Annotated in this window: 18 protein-coding genes; 2 read left to right on the top strand and 16 right to left on the bottom strand. The window is 66.8% G+C overall.

Annotated features, from left to right (window positions below; translation table 11 throughout):
• Positions 1-8 precede the first annotated feature (8 nt).
• The 4 genes from CCZ28_RS23810 to rnd form a co-directional block, all read right to left on the bottom strand.
• Positions 9-920 (bottom strand): LysR family transcriptional regulator, encoded by a 912-nt coding sequence (locus CCZ28_RS23810; protein ID WP_140221181.1) that lies wholly within the window; start codon positions 918-920, stop codon positions 9-11.
• Between the two features lie 516 nt (positions 921-1,436).
• Positions 1,437-2,387 (bottom strand): D-2-hydroxyacid dehydrogenase, encoded by a 951-nt coding sequence (locus CCZ28_RS23805; protein ID WP_140221180.1) that lies wholly within the window; start codon positions 2,385-2,387, stop codon positions 1,437-1,439.
• Positions 2,384-2,686, bottom strand: coding sequence for a YcgL domain-containing protein (locus tag CCZ28_RS23800; protein ID WP_058783728.1), 303 nt, complete (start codon positions 2,684-2,686; stop codon positions 2,384-2,386). The genes CCZ28_RS23805 and CCZ28_RS23800 overlap by 4 nt, the downstream gene beginning before the upstream one ends.
• Positions 2,683-3,837, bottom strand: a complete 1,155-nt coding sequence (gene rnd / locus CCZ28_RS23795; RefSeq protein WP_140221179.1) for a ribonuclease D — start codon at positions 3,835-3,837, stop codon at positions 2,683-2,685. Before rnd ends, CCZ28_RS23800 begins: the two co-directional genes overlap by 4 nt.
• 286 nt (positions 3,838-4,123) lie before the next feature.
• Here rnd and CCZ28_RS23790 point away from each other — a divergent pair, with 286 nt between their 5' ends.
• Entirely contained in the window at positions 4,124-5,431 is a 1,308-nt protein-coding gene (locus CCZ28_RS23790) for an OmpP1/FadL family transporter (protein ID WP_140221178.1), read from the top strand.
• A 57-nt stretch (positions 5,432-5,488) separates the two neighbouring features.
• On the opposite strand, the gene CCZ28_RS23785 is transcribed toward CCZ28_RS23790, so the two are convergent.
• On the bottom strand, positions 5,489-6,508 hold the full coding sequence (locus CCZ28_RS23785) for a zinc-dependent alcohol dehydrogenase family protein (protein ID WP_205894617.1): 1,020 nt from the start codon (positions 6,506-6,508) through the stop codon (positions 5,489-5,491).
• Between the two features lie 103 nt (positions 6,509-6,611).
• Here CCZ28_RS23785 and CCZ28_RS23780 point away from each other — a divergent pair, with 103 nt between their 5' ends.
• Complete coding sequence (locus CCZ28_RS23780; protein WP_140221177.1) at positions 6,612-7,559, top strand: LysR family transcriptional regulator; 948 nt, start codon at positions 6,612-6,614, stop codon at positions 7,557-7,559.
• On the opposite strand, the gene CCZ28_RS23775 is transcribed toward CCZ28_RS23780, so the two are convergent.
• The 11 genes from CCZ28_RS23775 to cobO form a co-directional block, all read right to left on the bottom strand.
• On the bottom strand, positions 7,549-9,702 hold the full coding sequence (locus CCZ28_RS23775) for a putative bifunctional diguanylate cyclase/phosphodiesterase (RefSeq protein WP_140221176.1): 2,154 nt from the start codon (positions 9,700-9,702) through the stop codon (positions 7,549-7,551). The two genes, CCZ28_RS23780 and CCZ28_RS23775, sit on opposite strands and share 11 nt — an antisense overlap.
• Before the next feature lie 162 nt (positions 9,703-9,864).
• Complete coding sequence (locus tag CCZ28_RS23770; RefSeq protein ID WP_140221175.1) at positions 9,865-10,596, bottom strand: adenosylcobinamide-GDP ribazoletransferase; 732 nt, start codon at positions 10,594-10,596, stop codon at positions 9,865-9,867.
• The gene (locus CCZ28_RS23765) at positions 10,596-11,147 is read right to left on the bottom strand and encodes a histidine phosphatase family protein (protein ID WP_140221174.1); all 552 of its coding nucleotides are present in this window, start codon (positions 11,145-11,147) and stop codon (positions 10,596-10,598) included. Before CCZ28_RS23765 ends, CCZ28_RS23770 begins: the two co-directional genes overlap by 1 nt.
• The gene (cobT, locus tag CCZ28_RS23760; protein WP_140221173.1) at positions 11,140-12,198 is read right to left on the bottom strand and encodes a nicotinate-nucleotide--dimethylbenzimidazole phosphoribosyltransferase; all 1,059 of its coding nucleotides are present in this window, start codon (positions 12,196-12,198) and stop codon (positions 11,140-11,142) included. Before cobT ends, CCZ28_RS23765 begins: the two co-directional genes overlap by 8 nt.
• Positions 12,195-12,716 (bottom strand): bifunctional adenosylcobinamide kinase/adenosylcobinamide-phosphate guanylyltransferase, encoded by a 522-nt coding sequence (cobU, locus tag CCZ28_RS23755; protein WP_140221172.1) that lies wholly within the window; start codon positions 12,714-12,716, stop codon positions 12,195-12,197. The genes cobT and cobU overlap by 4 nt, the downstream gene beginning before the upstream one ends.
• Complete coding sequence (locus CCZ28_RS23750; RefSeq protein WP_140221171.1) at positions 12,717-14,168, bottom strand: cobyric acid synthase; 1,452 nt, start codon at positions 14,166-14,168, stop codon at positions 12,717-12,719.
• Complete coding sequence (cobD, locus tag CCZ28_RS23745; protein ID WP_140221170.1) at positions 14,165-15,154, bottom strand: threonine-phosphate decarboxylase CobD; 990 nt, start codon at positions 15,152-15,154, stop codon at positions 14,165-14,167. Before cobD ends, CCZ28_RS23750 begins: the two co-directional genes overlap by 4 nt.
• Positions 15,147-16,055, bottom strand: a complete 909-nt coding sequence (gene cbiB, locus CCZ28_RS23740; RefSeq protein WP_140221169.1) for an adenosylcobinamide-phosphate synthase CbiB — start codon at positions 16,053-16,055, stop codon at positions 15,147-15,149. The genes cobD and cbiB overlap by 8 nt, the downstream gene beginning before the upstream one ends.
• Positions 16,052-16,702 (bottom strand): 5,6-dimethylbenzimidazole synthase, encoded by a 651-nt coding sequence (gene bluB / locus CCZ28_RS23735; protein ID WP_140221168.1) that lies wholly within the window; start codon positions 16,700-16,702, stop codon positions 16,052-16,054. The genes cbiB and bluB overlap by 4 nt, the downstream gene beginning before the upstream one ends.
• Positions 16,699-17,997, bottom strand: coding sequence for a cobyrinate a,c-diamide synthase (locus CCZ28_RS23730; protein ID WP_140221167.1), 1,299 nt, complete (start codon positions 17,995-17,997; stop codon positions 16,699-16,701). The genes bluB and CCZ28_RS23730 overlap by 4 nt, the downstream gene beginning before the upstream one ends.
• Positions 17,991-18,617, bottom strand: a complete 627-nt coding sequence (gene cobO / locus CCZ28_RS23725; RefSeq protein ID WP_140221166.1) for a cob(I)yrinic acid a,c-diamide adenosyltransferase — start codon at positions 18,615-18,617, stop codon at positions 17,991-17,993. The genes CCZ28_RS23730 and cobO overlap by 7 nt, the downstream gene beginning before the upstream one ends.
• Positions 18,618-18,700: the final 83 nt, after the last annotated feature.

Raw genomic sequence — 18,700 nt, 5'->3', positions numbered from 1 at the left:
CACAGGACCTAGTCAACTACCAAGTCTTTGGCGGCAGAACGCAGCAAATCCCGCAGCCAAGCGACGCCGGGGTCTGCAGTCCTATAGGTATGCCATTGCAACGCCTGGTTAATGACGGGCATCTGGAACGGCAGCTCTCGCATTACCACAGGATGCTCAAGCGCCACCTGGCTTGCCAGGTGGCGATGAGTCGTCGCGATCCTCTCGGTCCCTACAACCAGATGTGCGGCAGACGAGAACATGAAGGTGCTCATCTCGACGCGCCTCACGAGACCCAGCCGCTGTACGAACCAATCATCCAAGGCCGGCTTCCCGTCTCTTGGCTGAATGACAACATGCCCCGCTGCGAGATAACGCTGCGCGGTCAGAACACCGCGCGCCAGTTCGCTCTCCTTCCAGACAACTGCACAATAGGAATCTTGAAAGAGAATTTCGGACGGATGTTCTGTCGAACAATACTCTTGCGGAACGATCAGCACGTCGGTCTCGCCACGTTCCAGAATCTTCTGAGGATGCGCGACCTGAGGTACGAATTCGAATCGCACGCCAGGCGCCTCTGCGAACGCCCGGGCGATTAGTTTCGGTATCAGTGTCATCAGGGTGTAGTCGGAGATGAGCAGGCGGAACAACCGCTCCGATTCAGCGGGTACGAACACCGGTCGCGCCTCGACCGTCGTTTCGATACGAACGAGAATATCTCGAATAGCGTCCGCCATCTCATGAGCGCGCGCTGTCAGCTCCATCTGCCGTCCGAGCGGCACCAACAAGTCGTCGTCGAAGTGTTCCCTCAGCCGCGCTAAAGCATTGCTCGTCGCGGATTGAGTTATATGCAATCGCTCGGCCGCACGGCTGACGTTCTTAGTACTCAGAAGCGCATCGAGCGCTACTAGTAGGTTGAGATCGAGCTTATTGAAGCGCATTTTCGCCGTTCCACTAAGAACTGAAGGTCAACCCGTACCCTGACTCACCTGCCGCTCGCAAGGCCTGGCCTCTCGATTCTAGCGTGGTCTTTCAGACACTATCTGCACAACTTTGGCGGCATTTCGTCGACCGCAGAGGCAGACAGTCCGGGCCAGAGTCAGCGTCTCGCCCCTTCTACAAGACGCCAGACGCGTACCTGCGCTCTCCTCACACGAGCTACCAAGGGCAGCCTCTGGTCTTTCGCACCGCAAGCACTGCCGCCTCAACACATGGGCACTGCTGGATCCTTATTACCTCTAGGGTCTGTACGAAAAACGCCTGCGCTCGGTGATGCTTCGTTGAAAAAGGCCTGGATAGCCAGCCCCGCCTAGGCGGCCCCGTCGCAATGCTCATTTACCACTCGTAAACTCGTTCGCGAGCCCGGTCGAGCGCGACTCCGATCCGCTTCCTCAGCCTTTTTCGCGGGGCCGCCTAGGCCTCGCCTGACCTTCGCTCGGCGGCTTTTCGTACAGAACTTAGTGCTGCAACTGACGCTTTGCCCGAAAAAGATCCACCGCGCCGCGCAGTGGCTCGCCAATGGCCAGCCGCGCGCGGTTGTCGAGAAACAGGCGTACCGCCGCCGCTGGCGGTGTAGGCCCGGCGACATGGGCGGTGAGTTGCAGATTGGGCGTTTGCCAGAAGGGATGCTCCGCGGGCAACGGCTCCTGGCGGAACACGTCCAGTACCGCACCGGCCAGGTGTCCACTCTGCAGCGCGGCGACCAGATCGGCATCCACTACGCTGGTGCCACGCCCGGCATTGATGAACAGCGCCCCCGCGGGCAAGGCCGCGAAGAAGGCCGCATCGTAGAGATCCCAGGTACTGGCGCTGTCCGGTAGCAAGTTGACCACGAAGTCCGCGTCCCGCGCGGCGAGATGCAGGTCCACCAAAGGCACAACCCGGGCGAAACCGGGTAGCTCACGCGCGCTCCGAGCGACACCGGTGACCAGCATGCCGAAGGGCGCCAGCAGCCGCGCCACGTCCTGGCCGATATCGCCTGCCCCGACCAGCAGCAGGCGCCGTCCGGCCAGGGTGCCCGGCGCTCGGGTATCCCAATGACCTTGACGCTGGCTGAGCTGGCGTTGCGTGACCTGGCGTTCGTGCTGCAGTAGGTAGGTCAGCACATATTCGCCGATGCTCTGGCCGAACAGCCCAACGGCGCGGCTGAAGTCATAGTCGCTGGGCAGGTCCGGCGCCAGCAGCGGCGCATAGCCCGCCCAGGTGGATTGCAGCCAGCGCGGCTTGAAGCCCCGGCGCAGCAGCGCCGCGGCACGATCTGGCTGGCCGAGCCAGTAGCTCTCCCCGGCTGCCATCCGCTCGGCCTCGGCCGGGTCCGCCGGCACCCGCAGTTCCAGATCCGGCGCCAGTTGGCGCCAGGCCTGCACATAGGCTGACGGCTCGTCTTCCAGCAGCAGGACGGCCGTCATAGCGGATCGTTGAGCCGCAGCAGTTCTTCGGGCAGGTGCTCGATGTAGTCGTCGCGCTCCAGCTCCGGCGGCGGCATCTGCAGGTGATAGCCCTGCTTGTCGATGTTCTCGAGCACCTTGGCGACGTCTTCGCGGGCCAGCTTGCGCTCGGGGGTCAGCACGAACTCGAAGGCCAGTGCCGGGGGGCCGAAGGCTGTGAGCAGGCCCTCGGGAACGCGGGTCAGGCCCTTGAGCTTGTCGACATAGAGGTACATTTCCGGCTTGCGCGGGCTGCGGTAGATGGAGCAGAGCAATTTCATGGGGTGTCTTCCAGGGGCGCAGGCGTGCTGCGCTGCGCCTGCAGGTGATCGAGAAGGGCCTGGCCGAAGCGTTCGCGACGCCAGCCGCGGAGGTTATCGGGCAGGCGGTAGTCGCCGTCGGGCCAGCCGGTGCGCAGCAGGGCTTCGAGTACCTTCTTGCGCAGCATCAGCTCCGGCGCCATGCCCAGCGCCTCGGCGTCGCGCTCGCCGATGGCGCGCAGGGCCTTGAGCAACGGCGAGATCTCGTGGGGCAAGGGCTCGGACTGCACCTCGGGCCACTGCTCGGCAGGCGTGGCCGCACCCTCGGCGATCAGCGCCAGCAGGGTATCGCCATCCTGGCGCACGGTGCGCGGATGCATGTCGTCGACGCGGGCCAAGGCCTGCTTGTCGGTGGGCTGGAAGCGCGCCAGCGGCCACAGCGAACGCTCGCGCAGCACATGGTTGCGTGGCTGGTCGCGCTCCCGGGCGGTGAGCTCCCGCCAGTGACAGAGTACCCGCAGCACGGCCAGTTGCTGGCGCGACAGGCGCCAGGCCAGCTTGACTTCGCGATAGGCCTCCCAGGGATCGCTGGTGCGGCGCAGATTGGCCACCAGGTCGGCGCCATCCTCCAGTAGCCAGGCGCGCCGGCGCTCGTCCAGACGCGCATCGAGCTGGCGATAGATCTCCGCCAGGTGGGTGACGTCAGCCGCAGCATAGCGCTCCTGCAAGGGCGTCAGCGGCCGCTGCAGCCAGTCGGAACGGGTCTCGTCCTTGGGCAGGTCGATCTGCAGCACCTCGGCCACCAGGCGCGAATAGCCCATGGAGTGCGCCAGCCCCAGATAAGCCGCCGCCAACTGGGTGTCGTACAACGGCTGCGGCAGGCTGCCCGTCAAACGCAGTAACACTTCCAGGTCTTCGCTGCAGGCGTGCAGTACCTTCACCACCTTGGGGTCTTCCAGCAAGGCGGCGAAGGGCGTCCAGTCACTGATGCACAGGGGATCGACCAGATAGGCCTGCTCACCGTCACCGATCTGGATCAGGCCGGCCTTGGGATAGAAGGTGTCGACCCGCATGAATTCGGTGTCGAGCGCGATAAAGGGCAAGCTCTGGCAACGCTGGCAGAGGGCGGCCAACGCCGCGTCGTCGCGGATCCAATGAGGGGCAGAAGTCAAGGGCGCACTCCGAACAGGGAAGCCGACAGTATAAGCCACCCGGCCGCAGAGCATCGGCGCCCATTGCGACAGCGGTCGGCCGCTTCGGTGCGGGGCATTCAGCGGCTTTCCAGGCGGGTTCGTCGGATGAACGCTGGCTGACTACGCCGAACCAAACGTGACCGAATAGTTTTTTTTGTATTCGCCCGCTGGGCCTGCTAAAAGCTCTTGTGTGCGCAAGTACTCACTCGGACATGGGGATCCGCGGAGGTAAGCGCTTCTCGCCTTTCAATGGAGCTGCAAGAGCATGAAAACAATAAAACTGTCCCTACTTGCCTTAGCCGTTTCGAGCACTTCCGGCTATGCACTGGCCAACGGCCTGGCCATCAACGAGCAAAGCATTAGCGGCATGGGCACCTCCTTCGCCGGACGCTCTTCCTCCGCGCAGGACGCTTCCACCATCTACGGCAACCCGGCCGGCATGTCCCGCCTGGGTCGCGAAGTCTCCTTCGGCGGCGCCTATGTCCATGCCAAGGTGGATATCAAGGACGCCAATGCGCAATATGCCAACGGCCGGCAGGTACCGGGCAGCAACGACGGCGACATGGTGCCCAACTCGGTGATTCCGTTCGGCTATTTCGTCACCCCGGTGGACGATCGCCTGCACTTCGGCCTGGGCGTCTATGTGCCCTATGGCCTGATCAGCAACTACGAACATGCCTTCCAGGGGCGCTACCAGGGCCAGGCGAGCAAGGTGGAAGTCATTACCATCCAGCCCACCGTCAGCTATAAGATCACCGACAAGGTCTCCATCGGCTTCGGTCCGACCATCAACCGTATCGAAGGCAAGCTCAACAGCAACCTGACGGCCAATCAGTTCGGCGGCGGCGACGCCCAGGTCAAGATCGACGGCGACGATACCGCCTATGGCTTCAACGTCGGCGTCCTGGCGGATCTTACCGACGACCTGACCTTCGGCCTGACCTACCACTCCAAGGTCAGCTACAAGCTCAAGGGTAATACCGAAGTCAGCGGTGCCGGCAGCGCCGTTCCGGCCTTCAACTCCATCCTCAGCCGGCTCAACGGCAAGTACGACGCCAGCCTGAACCTGACCCTGCCGGAAAGCAGCGACGCCTCCTTCACCTATCGGCTGAACAACGATTGGACGCTGTACGCCGGGGCGACCTGGACACGCTGGAGCCGTCTGCAATCCATCACCGTCGAGAACGATGGCACCCCCACCTTGCCGGTGTTGGGCAATCGCCTTGGCGAGGTCACCGAAGAATTCAATTGGAAGGACACCTGGTCCTACGCCGTCGGCGCCTCCTACCAGTTGAATCCGCAGTGGGTCCTGCGCGCCGGTATGGCCATCGACCCCTCGCCGGTGGACAACGCCGACCGCAACGTGCGCGTCCCGGTGGGTGATCGCAAGACCTTCTCCCTGGGCGCGGGCTGGTCCCCGACCAAGGACGTAACCATCGACGTGGCCTACGCCTACCTGTGGGAAGACAACGTCAAGGTCAACCGTGCCCCGGATGCCCTGCGCGGTGGCTACAGCGCCAAATACGACAACAGCGCCCATGGCCTGGGTGCCCAGCTGACCTACCGCTTCTAAGCAACGGGGTTCGCCGCTCGAAGCCGCCGCAGGGCGGCTTCTTGCTTTGCGGGGTGCTCACTCCATCCGTACCACCACCTTGCCAAAGGCACCGCGAGCCAGATGGTCCAGGGCGGCGGGCAGATCGGCCAGGCCGTACTCAGCATCCACCTGCGGGGTGAAACCGGCCCGGTCCACCCAGCGCACCAGGTCTTCCAGGGCCCGCCGATTGCCCACTGCCACGCCCTGGATGCGGGCGCGCTTGGTTAACAGCGTGAGGGAGGGTACCTGCAACTCGAAGCCTTCCAGTACTCCGACCACGGCGATGGTCCCGCCCGGCGCCAGGGCATCCAAGCTCAGGCTCAGATCGCCTCCCGCCAGCTCCACGACGAGGTCGATCCCACGGCCACCGGTCGCCTGCCAGACCTGGGCAGGCCAATCGGGCCTACTACGATCCACCACGTGCTGGATGCCGAGGGCCCGCGCCCGTTCGCGCTTATCGGCGCTGGCGCTGGTCAAGACCACCTGCGCGCCCAGGCTCAGGGCGAGCTGGGCGGCGAACAGCGCCACCCCACCACTGCCCTGTACCAGCACCCACTGGCCGGGTTGGAGCCTGCCGACCTCGACCAGACTGTGCCAGGCGGTAAGCCCCGCGCACACCAGGGTGCTGGCGGAACCGGCATCAAGGGTCACCGGCGCGACGACGAGGTTGTCCTCGTGCAGTACCCGGTACTGGCTGAGTACTCCAGGTAGGTCCGCGCTGCCGAAGGCCGCGTCGGGCGCCGGACCTGGCTGCGGCTCGTCGAGCCAATCACGCCAGAAGGTATTGATCACCCGCTGGCCCAGCCGGACCCGACTGACCGCCGGGCCGAGTGCCACGACCTCGCCAGCCAGATCCGACCCCGGTACCAGGGGAAAGCGCAAGGAGCTACCCATGCCGTTTTCCAGCACCAGGCGGTCGCGATAGTTGAGGGACACCGCGGCGACCCTTACCAGGGCTTCGCGTGGACCTGGCTGGGGGACGGGCACCTCGACCAGTTGCAGGTTGCTGGTGCCATAGTCATTCAGTTGCCATTGTCGAATGGAGAGGGGGAGCATGGGGATTTCTCGATGAGGGATGTCCCCAGAGCTTATTGAATAGCCTCACGCACCGGTTGCGCGATAAATTCGCAGCATCGAATAGCCAGACGCGACAATAACTATGCTCAGAGTGGATGCCCTCGGCGCTATCGCGGCCTTCGTCCAGGCCGTGCAGTCAGGCAACTTCAGTGTGGCGGCGCAACGGTTGCACCTGTCACGTTCGGCGGTCGGCAAGGCGGTTGCCCGTCTGGAAGAGCAACTGGGCGTGCCGCTGTTTCAGCGCACCACGCGCAGCCAGAAGCTCACCGCGGAAGGTGAGCTGTTCTATCAGCGCTGCCTGCGCATCCTGGCCGAACTGGAGGGCGCGGAAGACGAACTCGCAGGTGATCGCCAGACTCCGCGTGGCCGGTTGCGACTGAGCATGCCGGTCCTGCTCGGCCAACGCTGCTTGGCGCCGATCCTGCTGGAGCTGGCCGAGCGTTGGCCCGACTTGCGGCTCGAACTGTCCTTCAACGATCGCAAGGTCGACCTGCTCGAGGAAGGCATCGACCTGGCCATCCGCAGCGGCTCACTGGACGACACACCCGGCTTGCGCGCCCGCCCCCTGGGCGAACATCTCATGGTGGTCTGCGCGGCGCCGGCCTGGCTGGCCCGCCATGGAACGCCGCATACCCTGGAGCAACTGGCAGAACTGCCGGCCATTCTCTACGGCCGGAGCGTTCAGGAAGCCAGCTGGGTGTTCCAGGATGCCAAGGGCGCCTTCCACGAGATACGTCCGCCAGTCCGTTTGCTGCTGGACGACCTCGACGCCATGCGGCTGGCGGCCTGTCGTGGACTGGGGGTGACCCGCCTGCCGAATTGGCTGGTCGATACGGCGCTACGCAGTGGCCAGTTGGTCGCGCTGACATTTGCCGAGCGCGCCCAACCCATAGTGCTGCATGCGATCTGGCCCGACACCCGGCACCTCCCCTACCGGGTGCGCCTGGTGCTGGAAGAGCTGGTCGAGCGGCTACCGCCCTTGCTCGCCGGGATGGCCATCACGGGTACAGCCACGACCCTCACGCCCTGAGCTGCCAGTACCCCTGCTCCTGCTCGGCATACCAGTGCTGGAAGTCTTCCAGCGCCAGGGCGCCGGCCACCAGTTGCCCCTGGATCTGATCGCAACCCAGCTCCGTGAGCACCTGCAGCGCCTCGGGCGTCTCCACGCCTTCGGCCACCACGCGTAGCCCACGCAAATGACCCAATTGGACCAGCAGTCGAATCACTTCCTGATCGCGCGGCAGTTGGCAATGCTCGATGAATTGCTTGTCGATCTTCAGCTCGTCGATGGGGAAGCTGCTCAGGCAGGCCAAGGAGGAATGCCCCGCACCGAAATCGTCGAGGGATAACTCGAAGCCCATGGCCTTGAGCTGGCGCAGGCAATCGAGCACCTGTACCGGATTGCTCATCGCCCGGGACTCGGTGATTTCCAAACAGAAGTGGCGTGCCAAGGCCCCGGTCTCGTCCAGCAGCCGACCGAGGCGAGCGATGAAGGCCGGATGCTCCAGGTCCAGTAGCGACAGATTGACGTTGAGTTTGAGGGCGCCCAATTGACCTTCGCGCTGCAAACGCATGCAGCGTTCCAGCACCCATAGGGTGATGTCGCAGATCTTGCGACTCTGCTCGGCGAGACCGACGAAGGCTTCCGGCCCCAGGAGACCCAGTTCCGGATGCTGCCAGCGCAGCAAGACCTCGGCGCCCATCACTCGGCCGTCCGGCAAGCCGACCTTGGGTTGCAGATGCAGCCGCAATTGGTCGTGATCCATGGCGAGGTCCAGGGCGTCGAGCAAGGCGATGCCCTGCTGGCGCTGACGCTCCTGACCCGGATCATGGAAGGCATAGGGCAGTTGCCGCCGCCGGGCGTCCTGCATAGCGGTCTCGGCATGGGCCAGCAGGGCCTCGGCGCTGGCACCGTGTTCGGGATAGCAGGCGATGCCGAAGGTGATGTGCAGCGAGAGTCGCTGGTTGCCGCTGACGAAGGGCTTTTCCACCAGGTTGCGCAGGGACGCCAAGGCAGCGTTGGCGGAACCCTCGTCGAACCAGGGCAGCAGCAGGACGAAGGTGTCGGCGCCTACCCGTGCCACGCCGTTCTCGTCCGGCGCCGCGACGCGCAGCCGACGCGCGAGGTGGCGGAGGATCTTGTCACCACCTTCCTGGCCGAGCAGTTCGTTGATGGTGCGAAAATTGGCGACGTCCAGCAGCAGCACGGCGAAGCGACCGGCCGCCGCACGTTCGAGGCGCTGGCGGATCTCCATCACCAGCCGGACCTGATTGGGCAAGCGGGTGAGCATGTCGCGAAACGCCAGCTGACTGATGCGCCGCTCACGCGCCGCCAGGGCCGCGCCCATCTGATTCATGGCCCGCCCCAGGCGACCCACCGGATCCTGCCCCTCCTTGAGGCCGAGCTGGTAGTCGCCATCGGCGATGCGCTCGGTCGCCTGGCCGAGCCGCCCGAGGTAGCGGTTGAGTGCCCCGGCCAGGATGCGACTGACCAGGGCGCCCAGGGTGAAGATCAAGGCGCCGATGAGTGACGAGTCCAACAGTGCCGAGCGCTCTGCCGCCTCGATTCCTTCCATGAACATATCCGCCCCTATGACGACGACCTGCCCGTGCTGGCCCGGAATGGCCAGGAACAGCGAGCGGAAATTGCCGAAGCCATCCTGGTACTCGGCGAACCGCGGTTTGTGATCGGCGAACACCGCACCCAGTTCTGGCGGCGCCTGATCATAGTATTGGCGATAGTCGCCGAAATAGCCGACACGGATCTCTTCCTCGCTGGCCGAATCCATGATGAACCGAATATCCGAGCCTTCCTCGACGAAGGCATAGAGCGACGCCAAGCCGGCCTTCCGCACATAGCGATCGAGGCTGACCAGGGTGCGCCGGTAGCGCTGCGGATCGGCTTGCGCAGGGTCCTGCAGCTGCGCCAGATAGTCCTCGCCGAGGATTTCGGGCAGCGCCAGCGCCGCGCTCATCAGCCGGTAGTCGATACTCTGGCTGCTGGCGCTGCGCGCCTGCTGATAACTGTGGAGAGTGAACAGCGTGGTCCCCAGCGCATCGACCAGAATGAAGGCCAACAGGAACTTGGCGAACAGGCTGCGCGGCTTGAACTGAAGACGGGGCTCGGCGTCGATCTCCTGGGCCGAACCCACGCGTTGGGACGCATCGGGCATTGGAGCTCCTTGTCCAGCAGACGACGACTCCTCCTTGGATTCGCGCACGCCGAGGTGACATCGCCATGGGGGCGATTCCACGAGTCTTCTTAACGGTTTAACAAGAAGCGTTCAAGGACGAGGGCCGCAAAACCGCAGCCGCCTCACGCTTGCCGCCGATTTTCACGCCATGCGCAGTGCCAAGGCGACCAGCACCGCCGTTTCGCTCAGCTCCAGCAGCGCCCCGGCGGTATCGCCCGTGGTGCCCCCCAGGCGTTGCCGCAGCGCCCGGCGAACCAAGAGCGCGACAGCCGCCGTCACCAACAGAGCGGTAAAGCCTTGGGGCAGCAGCACCAGGAGCAGTGCGCCGATCAGCAGCACTCGCCCGAGTGACGTCCGGGGCAGGTGCCGACTGAGGATGTCGCCCAGGCCGCCCGGCCGGACATAGGACGTGGTCAGCAGCAACCAGGGTAGTGCCAGGCGACCGGCCACGGGTGCCAGCCATAGACTGGCGGACGCCTGTGGCAGGAGCACGACCAAGGCACTCCATTTGAGCAGCAGGGTCAGCAGTAGCGCCAATACCCCCATGGGTCCGCAGGCCGGGTCCTTCATGATGGCCAGGGTGCGCTCGCGGTCACCATAGCCGCCCACCCAGGCATCGACGGTGTCGGCCAGGCCATCCAGGTGCAGGCCGCCGGTGAGGATCACCCAGCCGGCCAGCACCAGGGCCGCCTGCAGCAAGACACCACCGGACGCGCCCAACCAGGCGATCACACTCAGCAAACCGCCCAACAACAGCCCCACCACCGGGTACCAGAGCACGGAACGGCCGACGGCCTCGGGGGGCGGCAAGCCGGGCAGACGAATCGGCAGGCGGGTGAGGAACTGTACGGCGATCAGCAGCGGCAAGGGCATCAGGGGTGCTCCAGCGACAGCGGCTGCAAGGTCGCATAGGGTGCTTCGACCTGCAGCAGATCCTTGGGTGCGAGGCCGCGTTGGCGGGCCAGCAGCAGCCGGATCACGCCGCCATGGGTGACGATCAGGCTGCGCTGCCCTTGCAAGCGTGGGCGCCAGCGCGCCACGGCTGCCTGCACCCGTTCCGCGAAGCGGACCACGGGCTCGCCACCGGGCGGCGTATAGGCATAGGGATCGGCCCAGAACAGCCCCAGGGCCTCGGCCTGATCCTGCATCAGGTCAGCGGCGCTGCGGCCCTCCCAGTCGCCGAAATCCAGTTCGCGTAGATCCGGCTCCAACGCCAACTCGGCGCCCTGCTCCGCCGCCAGCCATTCGGCAAAGCGGGCGCAGCGTTGCTGCGGTGAACTCAGGATCAGCGTGAAGGCCGGCTGGGCGGCCACCGCCTCGCGCAACTGGGTCCAGCCCTGGGCCGACAGCGGCGGATCGAGGCGACCGCGAAAGCCTTCGGGCCCCTCGGTCGCGCCGTGGCGCAGCAGCCAGCAGTCAGTCATGGGCGCGGTCGGAGACGCTGGCTTCGGCGAAGGTGGCCATCTCGCTGTGCAGGCGACAGGCCAGTTGCAGCAAGGGAACGGCCAGCGCCGCACCACTGCCCTCGCCCAGACGCAGACCCAGGTCCAGCATGGGCTCGCCACCCAGGGCCAGCAGCACGGCGGCATGGCCGGGCTCGGCACCGCAATGGGCGAACAGCAGCCAATCGCGCGTCTCGGGTTGCAGATGCTGGGCGCAGAGCGCCGCCACCGAGCAGATGAAGCCGTCCACCAGGGCCGGTAGTCCCTGCTGGGCGCAGGCCAGGTAGGCACCGGTCAGGGCGGCCAACTCGAAGCCGCCCAGCCGGCGCAGCAATTCATAGGGGTCTTGCAAGGCATCGCCATGGCGCAACAGGGCGCGCTGGATGACTGCTACCTTGCGCGCCACGCCGCTGGCATCCAGCCCGGTTCCCGGACCGGCCAGGGCCAGCGGTGAGGTGTCCAGCAATACACTGGCCAGGGCGCTGGCGGCGGTGGTGTTACCGATGCCCATTTCGCCGCCGATGAAGAGATCGGCACCCCCGGCACAGGCACGCAGCACCGCGTCGCGACCGGCTTGCAGGGCTGCCTGGCACTGTTCGTGGGTCATGGCCGGGGTCAGGGTGAAGTTGGCGGTACCGCGGCCGAGCGACAGATCGAGTACGCCGGGCAGCGGCTCCAGCGGTTCTACGGTACCCAGGCTGATCACCTCCAGCATGGCGTCGAGTTGCCGCGCCAGCACGCTGATGGCCGCGCCACCGCTCACGAAGTTGCGCACCATTTCCGCGGTGACGGACTGGGGATAGGCCGAGACGCCCTCTTCCACCACCCCGTGGTCTCCGGCGAAGACGGCGATGGCGGTGCGCTCGAGCAAGGGACACGGAGTGCCCTGCAAGGCAGCCATCTGGATGGCCAGCACCTCCAGGTCGCCGAGCGAGCCGCTCGGCTTGGTCAATACCGTCTGCCGTTGGCGGGCGGCCTCGGCGGCGGCGGTATTGGGTTGGCGGCAGGGTCCTTGCCACCAGGGCATGCTCATAGCGGTATTCCTTTGAGGGTGAGAGGCAGCCCGGCCACGGTCAGGACCACGCGGTCGCAGCGGATGGCGAGGGCTTGGTGCAATTCGCCGGCGGCGTCGACGTAGCGGCGGGTCAGTTCGCCCAGGGGGACGACGCCCAGGCCGGTCTCGTTGCTGACGAAGATCAGCCGTCCGGGCAACCGTGGCACGACGTCCAGCAGGGCCGCGCAGGCCTGGTCCAGACGTTGCGGGTCATCGAGCAACAGCAGGTTGGTCAGCCAGAGGGTAAGGCAATCCACCAGCAGACAGCTATCCGGCGCGGCCAGGGCCTGCAGCCGCTCGGCCAGCGCCAGCGGCTCCTCCACCAGCGCCCAGTGCGCCGGCCGACGCGCCGCGTGGCGCTCGATGCGCCGGGCCAGCTCGGCATCGCTGCCGCCGGCCGTGGCGATATAGGTGACGGCAAGGCCGGACTCGGCGGCCAGGCGCTCGGCCAGGGCGCTCTTGCCGGAGCGAGCGCCACCAAGGATGAGTTCGCGCATCTAGAGCTCGCAGAGGGCGCGCAGACGCCCGGTATCCAAATGTTGCTCGACCAGATCGGCCAGGCGCTCCAGATCGCGCTCGCGCAGGGCGTGGTAGTCCAGCTGCTGCGGCTCGGCCAGACCAGCCCAACGCAACAAGGCGACACTCGCGGCGGGCGACTCGAACAGGCCGTGCAGGTAGGTACCTAGCACCTGGCCATCGTCGCTGAGGCTGCCGTCGACCCGGCCATCGTCGAACCTTACCACCGGACGCTCCAGCGCCGGTCCCTGACTGACGCCCGCGTGGATTTCGTAGCCAGCCACGTCAGCCTCACCCGCGCATAGCCGACCGCGGACGTTGCGTAGCTGCTTTTCCGCGGCCACCTCGGTGGTCATGGCCAGCAAGCCGAGGCCGGCGCTCTCGCCAGGGGCGCCTTCCAGACCCAGGGGATCGGCGATCCGCTCACCGAGCATCTGGAATCCCCCACAGATACCCAGCACCCGGCCGCCGTATCTCAGATGACGGGCGATGGCCGTGTCCCAGCCCTGGGACCGCAGGAAGGCCAGGTCGCTACGCACGCTCTTGGAGCCGCCAAGGATGACCAGATCGGCGGCGGGCAGCGCCTCGCCCTGGCGCACGAACAGCAGCTCCACCTGGGGATGCAGGCGCAGGGGATCGAAATCGGTGTGATTGCTCAGCCGCGGCATCACCGGCACCGCCACCCGCAGGCGCGGTCCCTGCTTGGCGACCTGGCCGGTGGCCAGGCGGTCTTCGGCTTCCAGGTGCAGGTCGTGCAGATAGGGCAGCACGCCGAGTACCGGCTTGCCGGTACGGGCTTCCAGCCAGTCCAGCCCCGGTTGCAACAGGGCCAGGTCACCGCGGAAGCGATTGATGATGAAGCCGGCGACGCGCGCCTGCTCGCTGGGCTCGAGCAGGTCCAGGGTACCGACCAGATGGGCGAAGACGCCGCCACGATCGATGTCGGCCACCAGCAGCACCGGGCAGTCCACCGCCTCGGCGAAGCCCATGTTGGCGATATCGCCCTGGCGCAGGTTGATCTCGGCGGGTGAACCGGCGCCTTCTACCAGTACCACCCGATACTGCGCCGACAGGCGCGCATGGGAAGCCAGCACCGCCTCCCGGGCCACCGGCTTGTAGGCGTGGTAAGCCTTGGCGTCCATGCTGGTGACGGCGCGGCCGTGGATGATCACCTGGGCGCCGACATCGGTATTGGGCTTGAGCAGCACCGGGTTCATGTCGGTGTGCGGGGCGAGGCCGCAGGCCTGGGCCTGGACCGCCTGTGCCCGGCCGATCTCGCCGCCGTCGGCGGTCACGGCGCTGTTGAGCGCCATGTTCTGCGGCTTGAAGGGCACCACGCTCACGCCCTGGCGATGGAGCCAGCGGCACAAGGCAGCCACCAGGGTGCTCTTGCCGGCGTCGGAGGTGGTGCCCTGCACCATCAAGGTACTCATAGCGGACTCCGATAAAGGGCCAGGGCCCGGTCCAGGCGTTGCCAGCCCGACTCGTCGGCCGGCAGGCCGAATCTCAGGGCAGCGAGGTTGGGAAACAGCCGGGTAAAGATGGCCTGGCGCGCCAGGTGCTCGTGCAAGGCTACGGCATCCGGACGCCGCAGCAGTTGGAACAGCGCACAGCCACCGCTGGGCGGCAGGTCGTGCCCGGCGAGTAGCGCCGCCAGCCGTTCGCCGGCCTGCAGCAGGGCCTCGCGCTGCCGCTGCTGGGCCTCCTGGTCGGCCAGCAGCCGTCGCGCCAGGTAGCGACTGGGGCCGTTCACCGTCCAGGGGCCGAGGTGCTCGTCGAGGCGCTCCAGCAGGGCTGGCGCGGCGAGCACGAAGCCCAGGCGCATTCCGGCCAGGCCGAAGAACTTGCCGAAGGACCGCAGCACTATGAGTCCGGGCAGATCGCTGAAAGGCGCCAGGCTGGCGCCCGGCGTGGGGTCCATGAAGGCCTCGTCCACCACCAGCCAGGCGCCGCGGCGTTCGAGTAGTGCGTGCCAGTCCAGCAGGCGCGCGGGTGGTAGTCGCTCACCGGTGGGATTGTTGGGATTGACCACCACCAGCACATCGAATTGCTCGAGACCAGCCGCAACCTCTGCCTCGCTACACTCCACGACCTCATGACCGGCCCGGCGCCAGGCCTGGGCGTGCTCCGCATAACAGGGTGCGAGCACAGCGACGCGAGCAGGCGCGCGTAGGGTCGGCAGCGCCTGGATGGCGGCCTGGGAGCCGGCCACCGGCAATACTGCGGGAGCGCGGTAGTAGGCGCAGGCGGCCTCCACCAGGCCATCGTCGGGCTCCGGCAGGCGCGCCCAGGCGCTGGCGGGAATCTCGGGCAGCGGCCAGGGCCAGGGGGCCAGGCCGGTGGACAGGTCCAGCCAGTCGCCCAGGGGAATGTCGTAGCTGCGGGCGGCACGCCGCAGGCGACCGCCATGCTCAAGCAAGTAGCAATCCTCCCAGGGCGATCAAGGCAGTCCACAGCCAGGCGCCCCGGCGGACCAGCTTCAGCGCGCGGGTGATGGCCAGAAAGGTCGGTGCCGGGCCGCGGCCGAGCAAGGGACGCTCGTGCCACTCACCATGATAGCGCGCCGCCCCACCCAGGCTCACCCCCAGGGCGCCGGCACCCGCCGCCATCACCGGACCGGCGTTGGGGCTGTCCCACAGCGGCGCCTGAGTGCGCCAGCATTCGATGGCATTCCAGAAGCGACCAAGGCCGGCATAGGTCAGGGCGACCAGGCGGGCCGGAATATAGTTGAGGACGTCGTCCAGCCGCGCCGCAGCCCAGCCGAACCGCTCCAAGCGTGGAGTCCGATAGCCCCACATGGCGTCCAGGGTATTGGCCAGGCGATAGAGCACCACGCCCGGCGCGCCGAGCAGGGCGAACCAGAACAACGCGGCGAAGACGGCATCGCTACCGTTTTCCAGCACCGATTCGGTGGCGGCGCGAGCGACGGCGGTCTCGTCCAGTTCGCCGGTCTCGCGGCTGACCAGATAGCCAACCCGCTGCCGCGCCTCGGGCAGGTTGTTGCGTTGCAGGGCGCGCGCCACTGGCTCGGCGTGCTCGCCCAGGCTGCGCAGTCCCACGGCCAGGTAGAGCGCCAGGGGCTGGATGATCCAGGCCAGCCAGCCGATCTGGCAGAGCAAGGCGGTGAGCAACACCCAGGGCAGTACCGCCAGGCTCCAGGCCATCACCCCGTGGCTGCGCCAGCCGCGCCCACCGGGATTGAAGCGGGCTTCGAGGCTGTCGGCGAAACGGCCGAACAGGACCAGGGGATGCGCCCGGCGCGGTTCGCCGAAGAGCAGATCGAGCAGCATGCCGCAGACGACCGCGAAAGCCAGCATCATGGCTTCTGGCCCCAGCGATTCTCGAAGACCAGCTCGTCCAGCGGTCGCCCCTGGCGCCAGCCCTCTTCTTCCAGCATGGGGCGCTCGTAGAAGGCTTCGACGGGCCCGAGGCAGAGGATGGCAGCCGGCTGCGAGCCCTCGGGCATCTCCAGCAGGTTGCGCACGGCTTCCGGTTCGAACAGCGACACCCAGCCCATGCCCAGGCCTTCGCAGCGCGCCGCCAGCCAGAGATTCTGGATGGCGCAGGACAACGAAGCCAGGTCCATCTCCGGCAAGGTACGCCGCCCGAAGATGTGGGTTTCACGGCCGTCCATGAGCGCCGCCACCAGCACCTCGGCGCAGTCGAGGATGCCCTGCACCTTGAGTTTCATGAACTCGTCGCTGCGCTCGCCGAGAGCTTCGGCGGTGGCGCAGCGCTCCTCTTCCACCAACTCGTGCAGACGCTGGCGCAAGGCGGGATCGCTGATACGCAGGAAGCGCCAGGGCTGCATCAGCCCGACGCTGGGCGCCTGGTGGGCCGCGCCCAGCAGGCGGGTCAGTTGTTCGGGGGACACCTCGCCACCGCAGAAATGCCGCATGTCGCGGCGTTCGGCGATGGCACGGTAGACGGCGGCTCGTTCGGCGGGGGTATAGGGCGTCGTGGTCACGGTTTAAGCATCGCGGCGGCCGCGGCGGGTGCCGACGGCATGTAGAAATGAATATAGCTGGCGGTCAGACGACCGTCGCGGTACACCGCCTCGGCGACCGCCTTGCCATTGGGGCACAGGCCGCGCGCCCAGGGCGTCTCGGGCGACTCCAGGGCGGAATGGTGATAGGTATGGCCGCGTAGCCTGCCCTGGGCGAACTCGACCGATTGCAGCGCCAGGGCGGTCAGCCGCGCCTGCATCCGCGCACTGCCCGGCAGGAGTCCGAGCATGGCGGCCGATTCACCGCCCTTGTCGGTCAATTCGTCGAGCAGATAGAGCATGCCGCCGCATTCGGCGAGGATCGGCTTGCCGGCGGCATGGTGGGCGCGAATGGCCGCACGCATGCCGAGGTTGTTCGACAGCGCCTGCAGGTGCAGCTCGGGATAGCCGCCCGGCAGGTAGAGGCTATCCACCTCGGGCAGTTGGCTATCGGCGAGTACGGAAAAGAAAGAGAGCTCGGCGCCCAGGGCGCGCAAGAGATCCAGGTTGGCCTGGTAGATAAAGGCCAGGGCCGCATCCCGGGCCACGCCGATGCGCACCCCGGCCAGCAAGGGCTCGACGGACGTCGGCTCCGGTGCGGCGAAAACCACCGGAGGTGGCAGCTCGATGTCGGAACTTGCCGCCAGGGCATCGGCGGCGGCGTCGAGACGGCGATCCAGGTCGGTGACCTCGTCGGCCTGGATCAGCCCCAGGTGGCGACTGGGCAGCTCGATACCGGCATCGCGCGGCAGGCTGCCGAAGAAGGTCATCCCATCCGGCAAGCTGCCACGGATCAACTGGGTCTGCCGCGGACTGCCACTGCGATTGGCCAACACCCCGGCAAAGGGCAGGCTCGGGCGATAGTGGGCCAGGCCATAGGCCAGGGCGCCAAAGGTCTGCGCCAGGCCGGCAGCGTCGATCACCCCCAGCACCGGCACGCCGAAGCGCTCGGCCAGGTCCGCCGCCGAAGGCTGGCCGTCGAACAGGCCCATGACGCCTTCGATGAGGATCAGATCGGCCTCTCCCGCCGCTTCCCACAGCAGCCGCCGGCTCTCGGCCTCGCCGATCATCCACAGATCGAGCTGATAGACCGGCGCGCCACTGGCGCGGGCGAGGATCATGGGGTCGAGGAAATCCGGACCGCACTTGAACACCCGCACCCGCCGGCCCTGCCGCGCATGCAGGCGGGCCAGCGCCGCGGTGACGCTGGTCTTGCCCTGGCCGGAAGCCGGCGCAGCGATCAGCAGCGCCGGGCAATGCCGCGCCTGGCCTACCATTCGATACCCTGCTGGGCGCGGACGCCGGCCTGGAAGGCATGCTTGACCAGGCTCATGTCGGTCACGGTGTCGGCAGCTTCGATCAGCGCCGGCGGCGCGCCGCGACCGGTCACCACCACGTGCTGGTGGGCCGGGCGCTCGGCCAGATCGGCCAGCACCTGGTCGACGTCCAGGTAGCCGTGCTTGAAGGCGATGTTGAGTTCGTCCAGCAGCACCAGGCCGATGGCCGGATCGCGCAACAGCTCCACCGCCACCGCCCAGGCCGCGGCGGCCGATTGCAGGTCGCGGGCGCGATCCTGGGTGTCCCAGGTGAAGCCTTCGCCCATGACGTGGTAACGCACCTCGTCGGGAAAGCGCTTGAAGAAGAGTTGTTCGCCGGTGTCGCGGCGCCCCTTGATGAACTGCACCACGCCCACCTTCATGCCGTGGCCGAGGGCGCGTGCCGCCATGCCGAAGGCGGAGCTGCTCTTGCCCTTGCCGATGCCGGTATGCACCAGCAGCAGGCCACGCTCGTCCTGGGCTTCGGCGATGCGGGCATCGATCACCGCCTTCTTGCGCACCATGCGCGCGCGATGGCGCTCGTCGCGCTCGGGGCTGGCGGTATCGGGGGTGTCGGTCATGGCGTTTTCTCCGGGTGCGGGCGCTGCGGAGAAAAGTGCAGAGACGCCGCCCACGCAAGGCAGGTGGCGTCGCCGCACGACGC

This window comes from Pseudomonas oryzihabitans (assembly GCF_006384975.1).
In the GTDB taxonomy this organism is placed as follows: Bacteria; Pseudomonadota; Gammaproteobacteria; order Pseudomonadales; family Pseudomonadaceae; genus Chryseomonas; species Chryseomonas psychrotolerans_B.
Note: the sequence above shows the minus strand (reverse complement) of the source record. Positions and strands in the feature narration are given on the sequence as shown.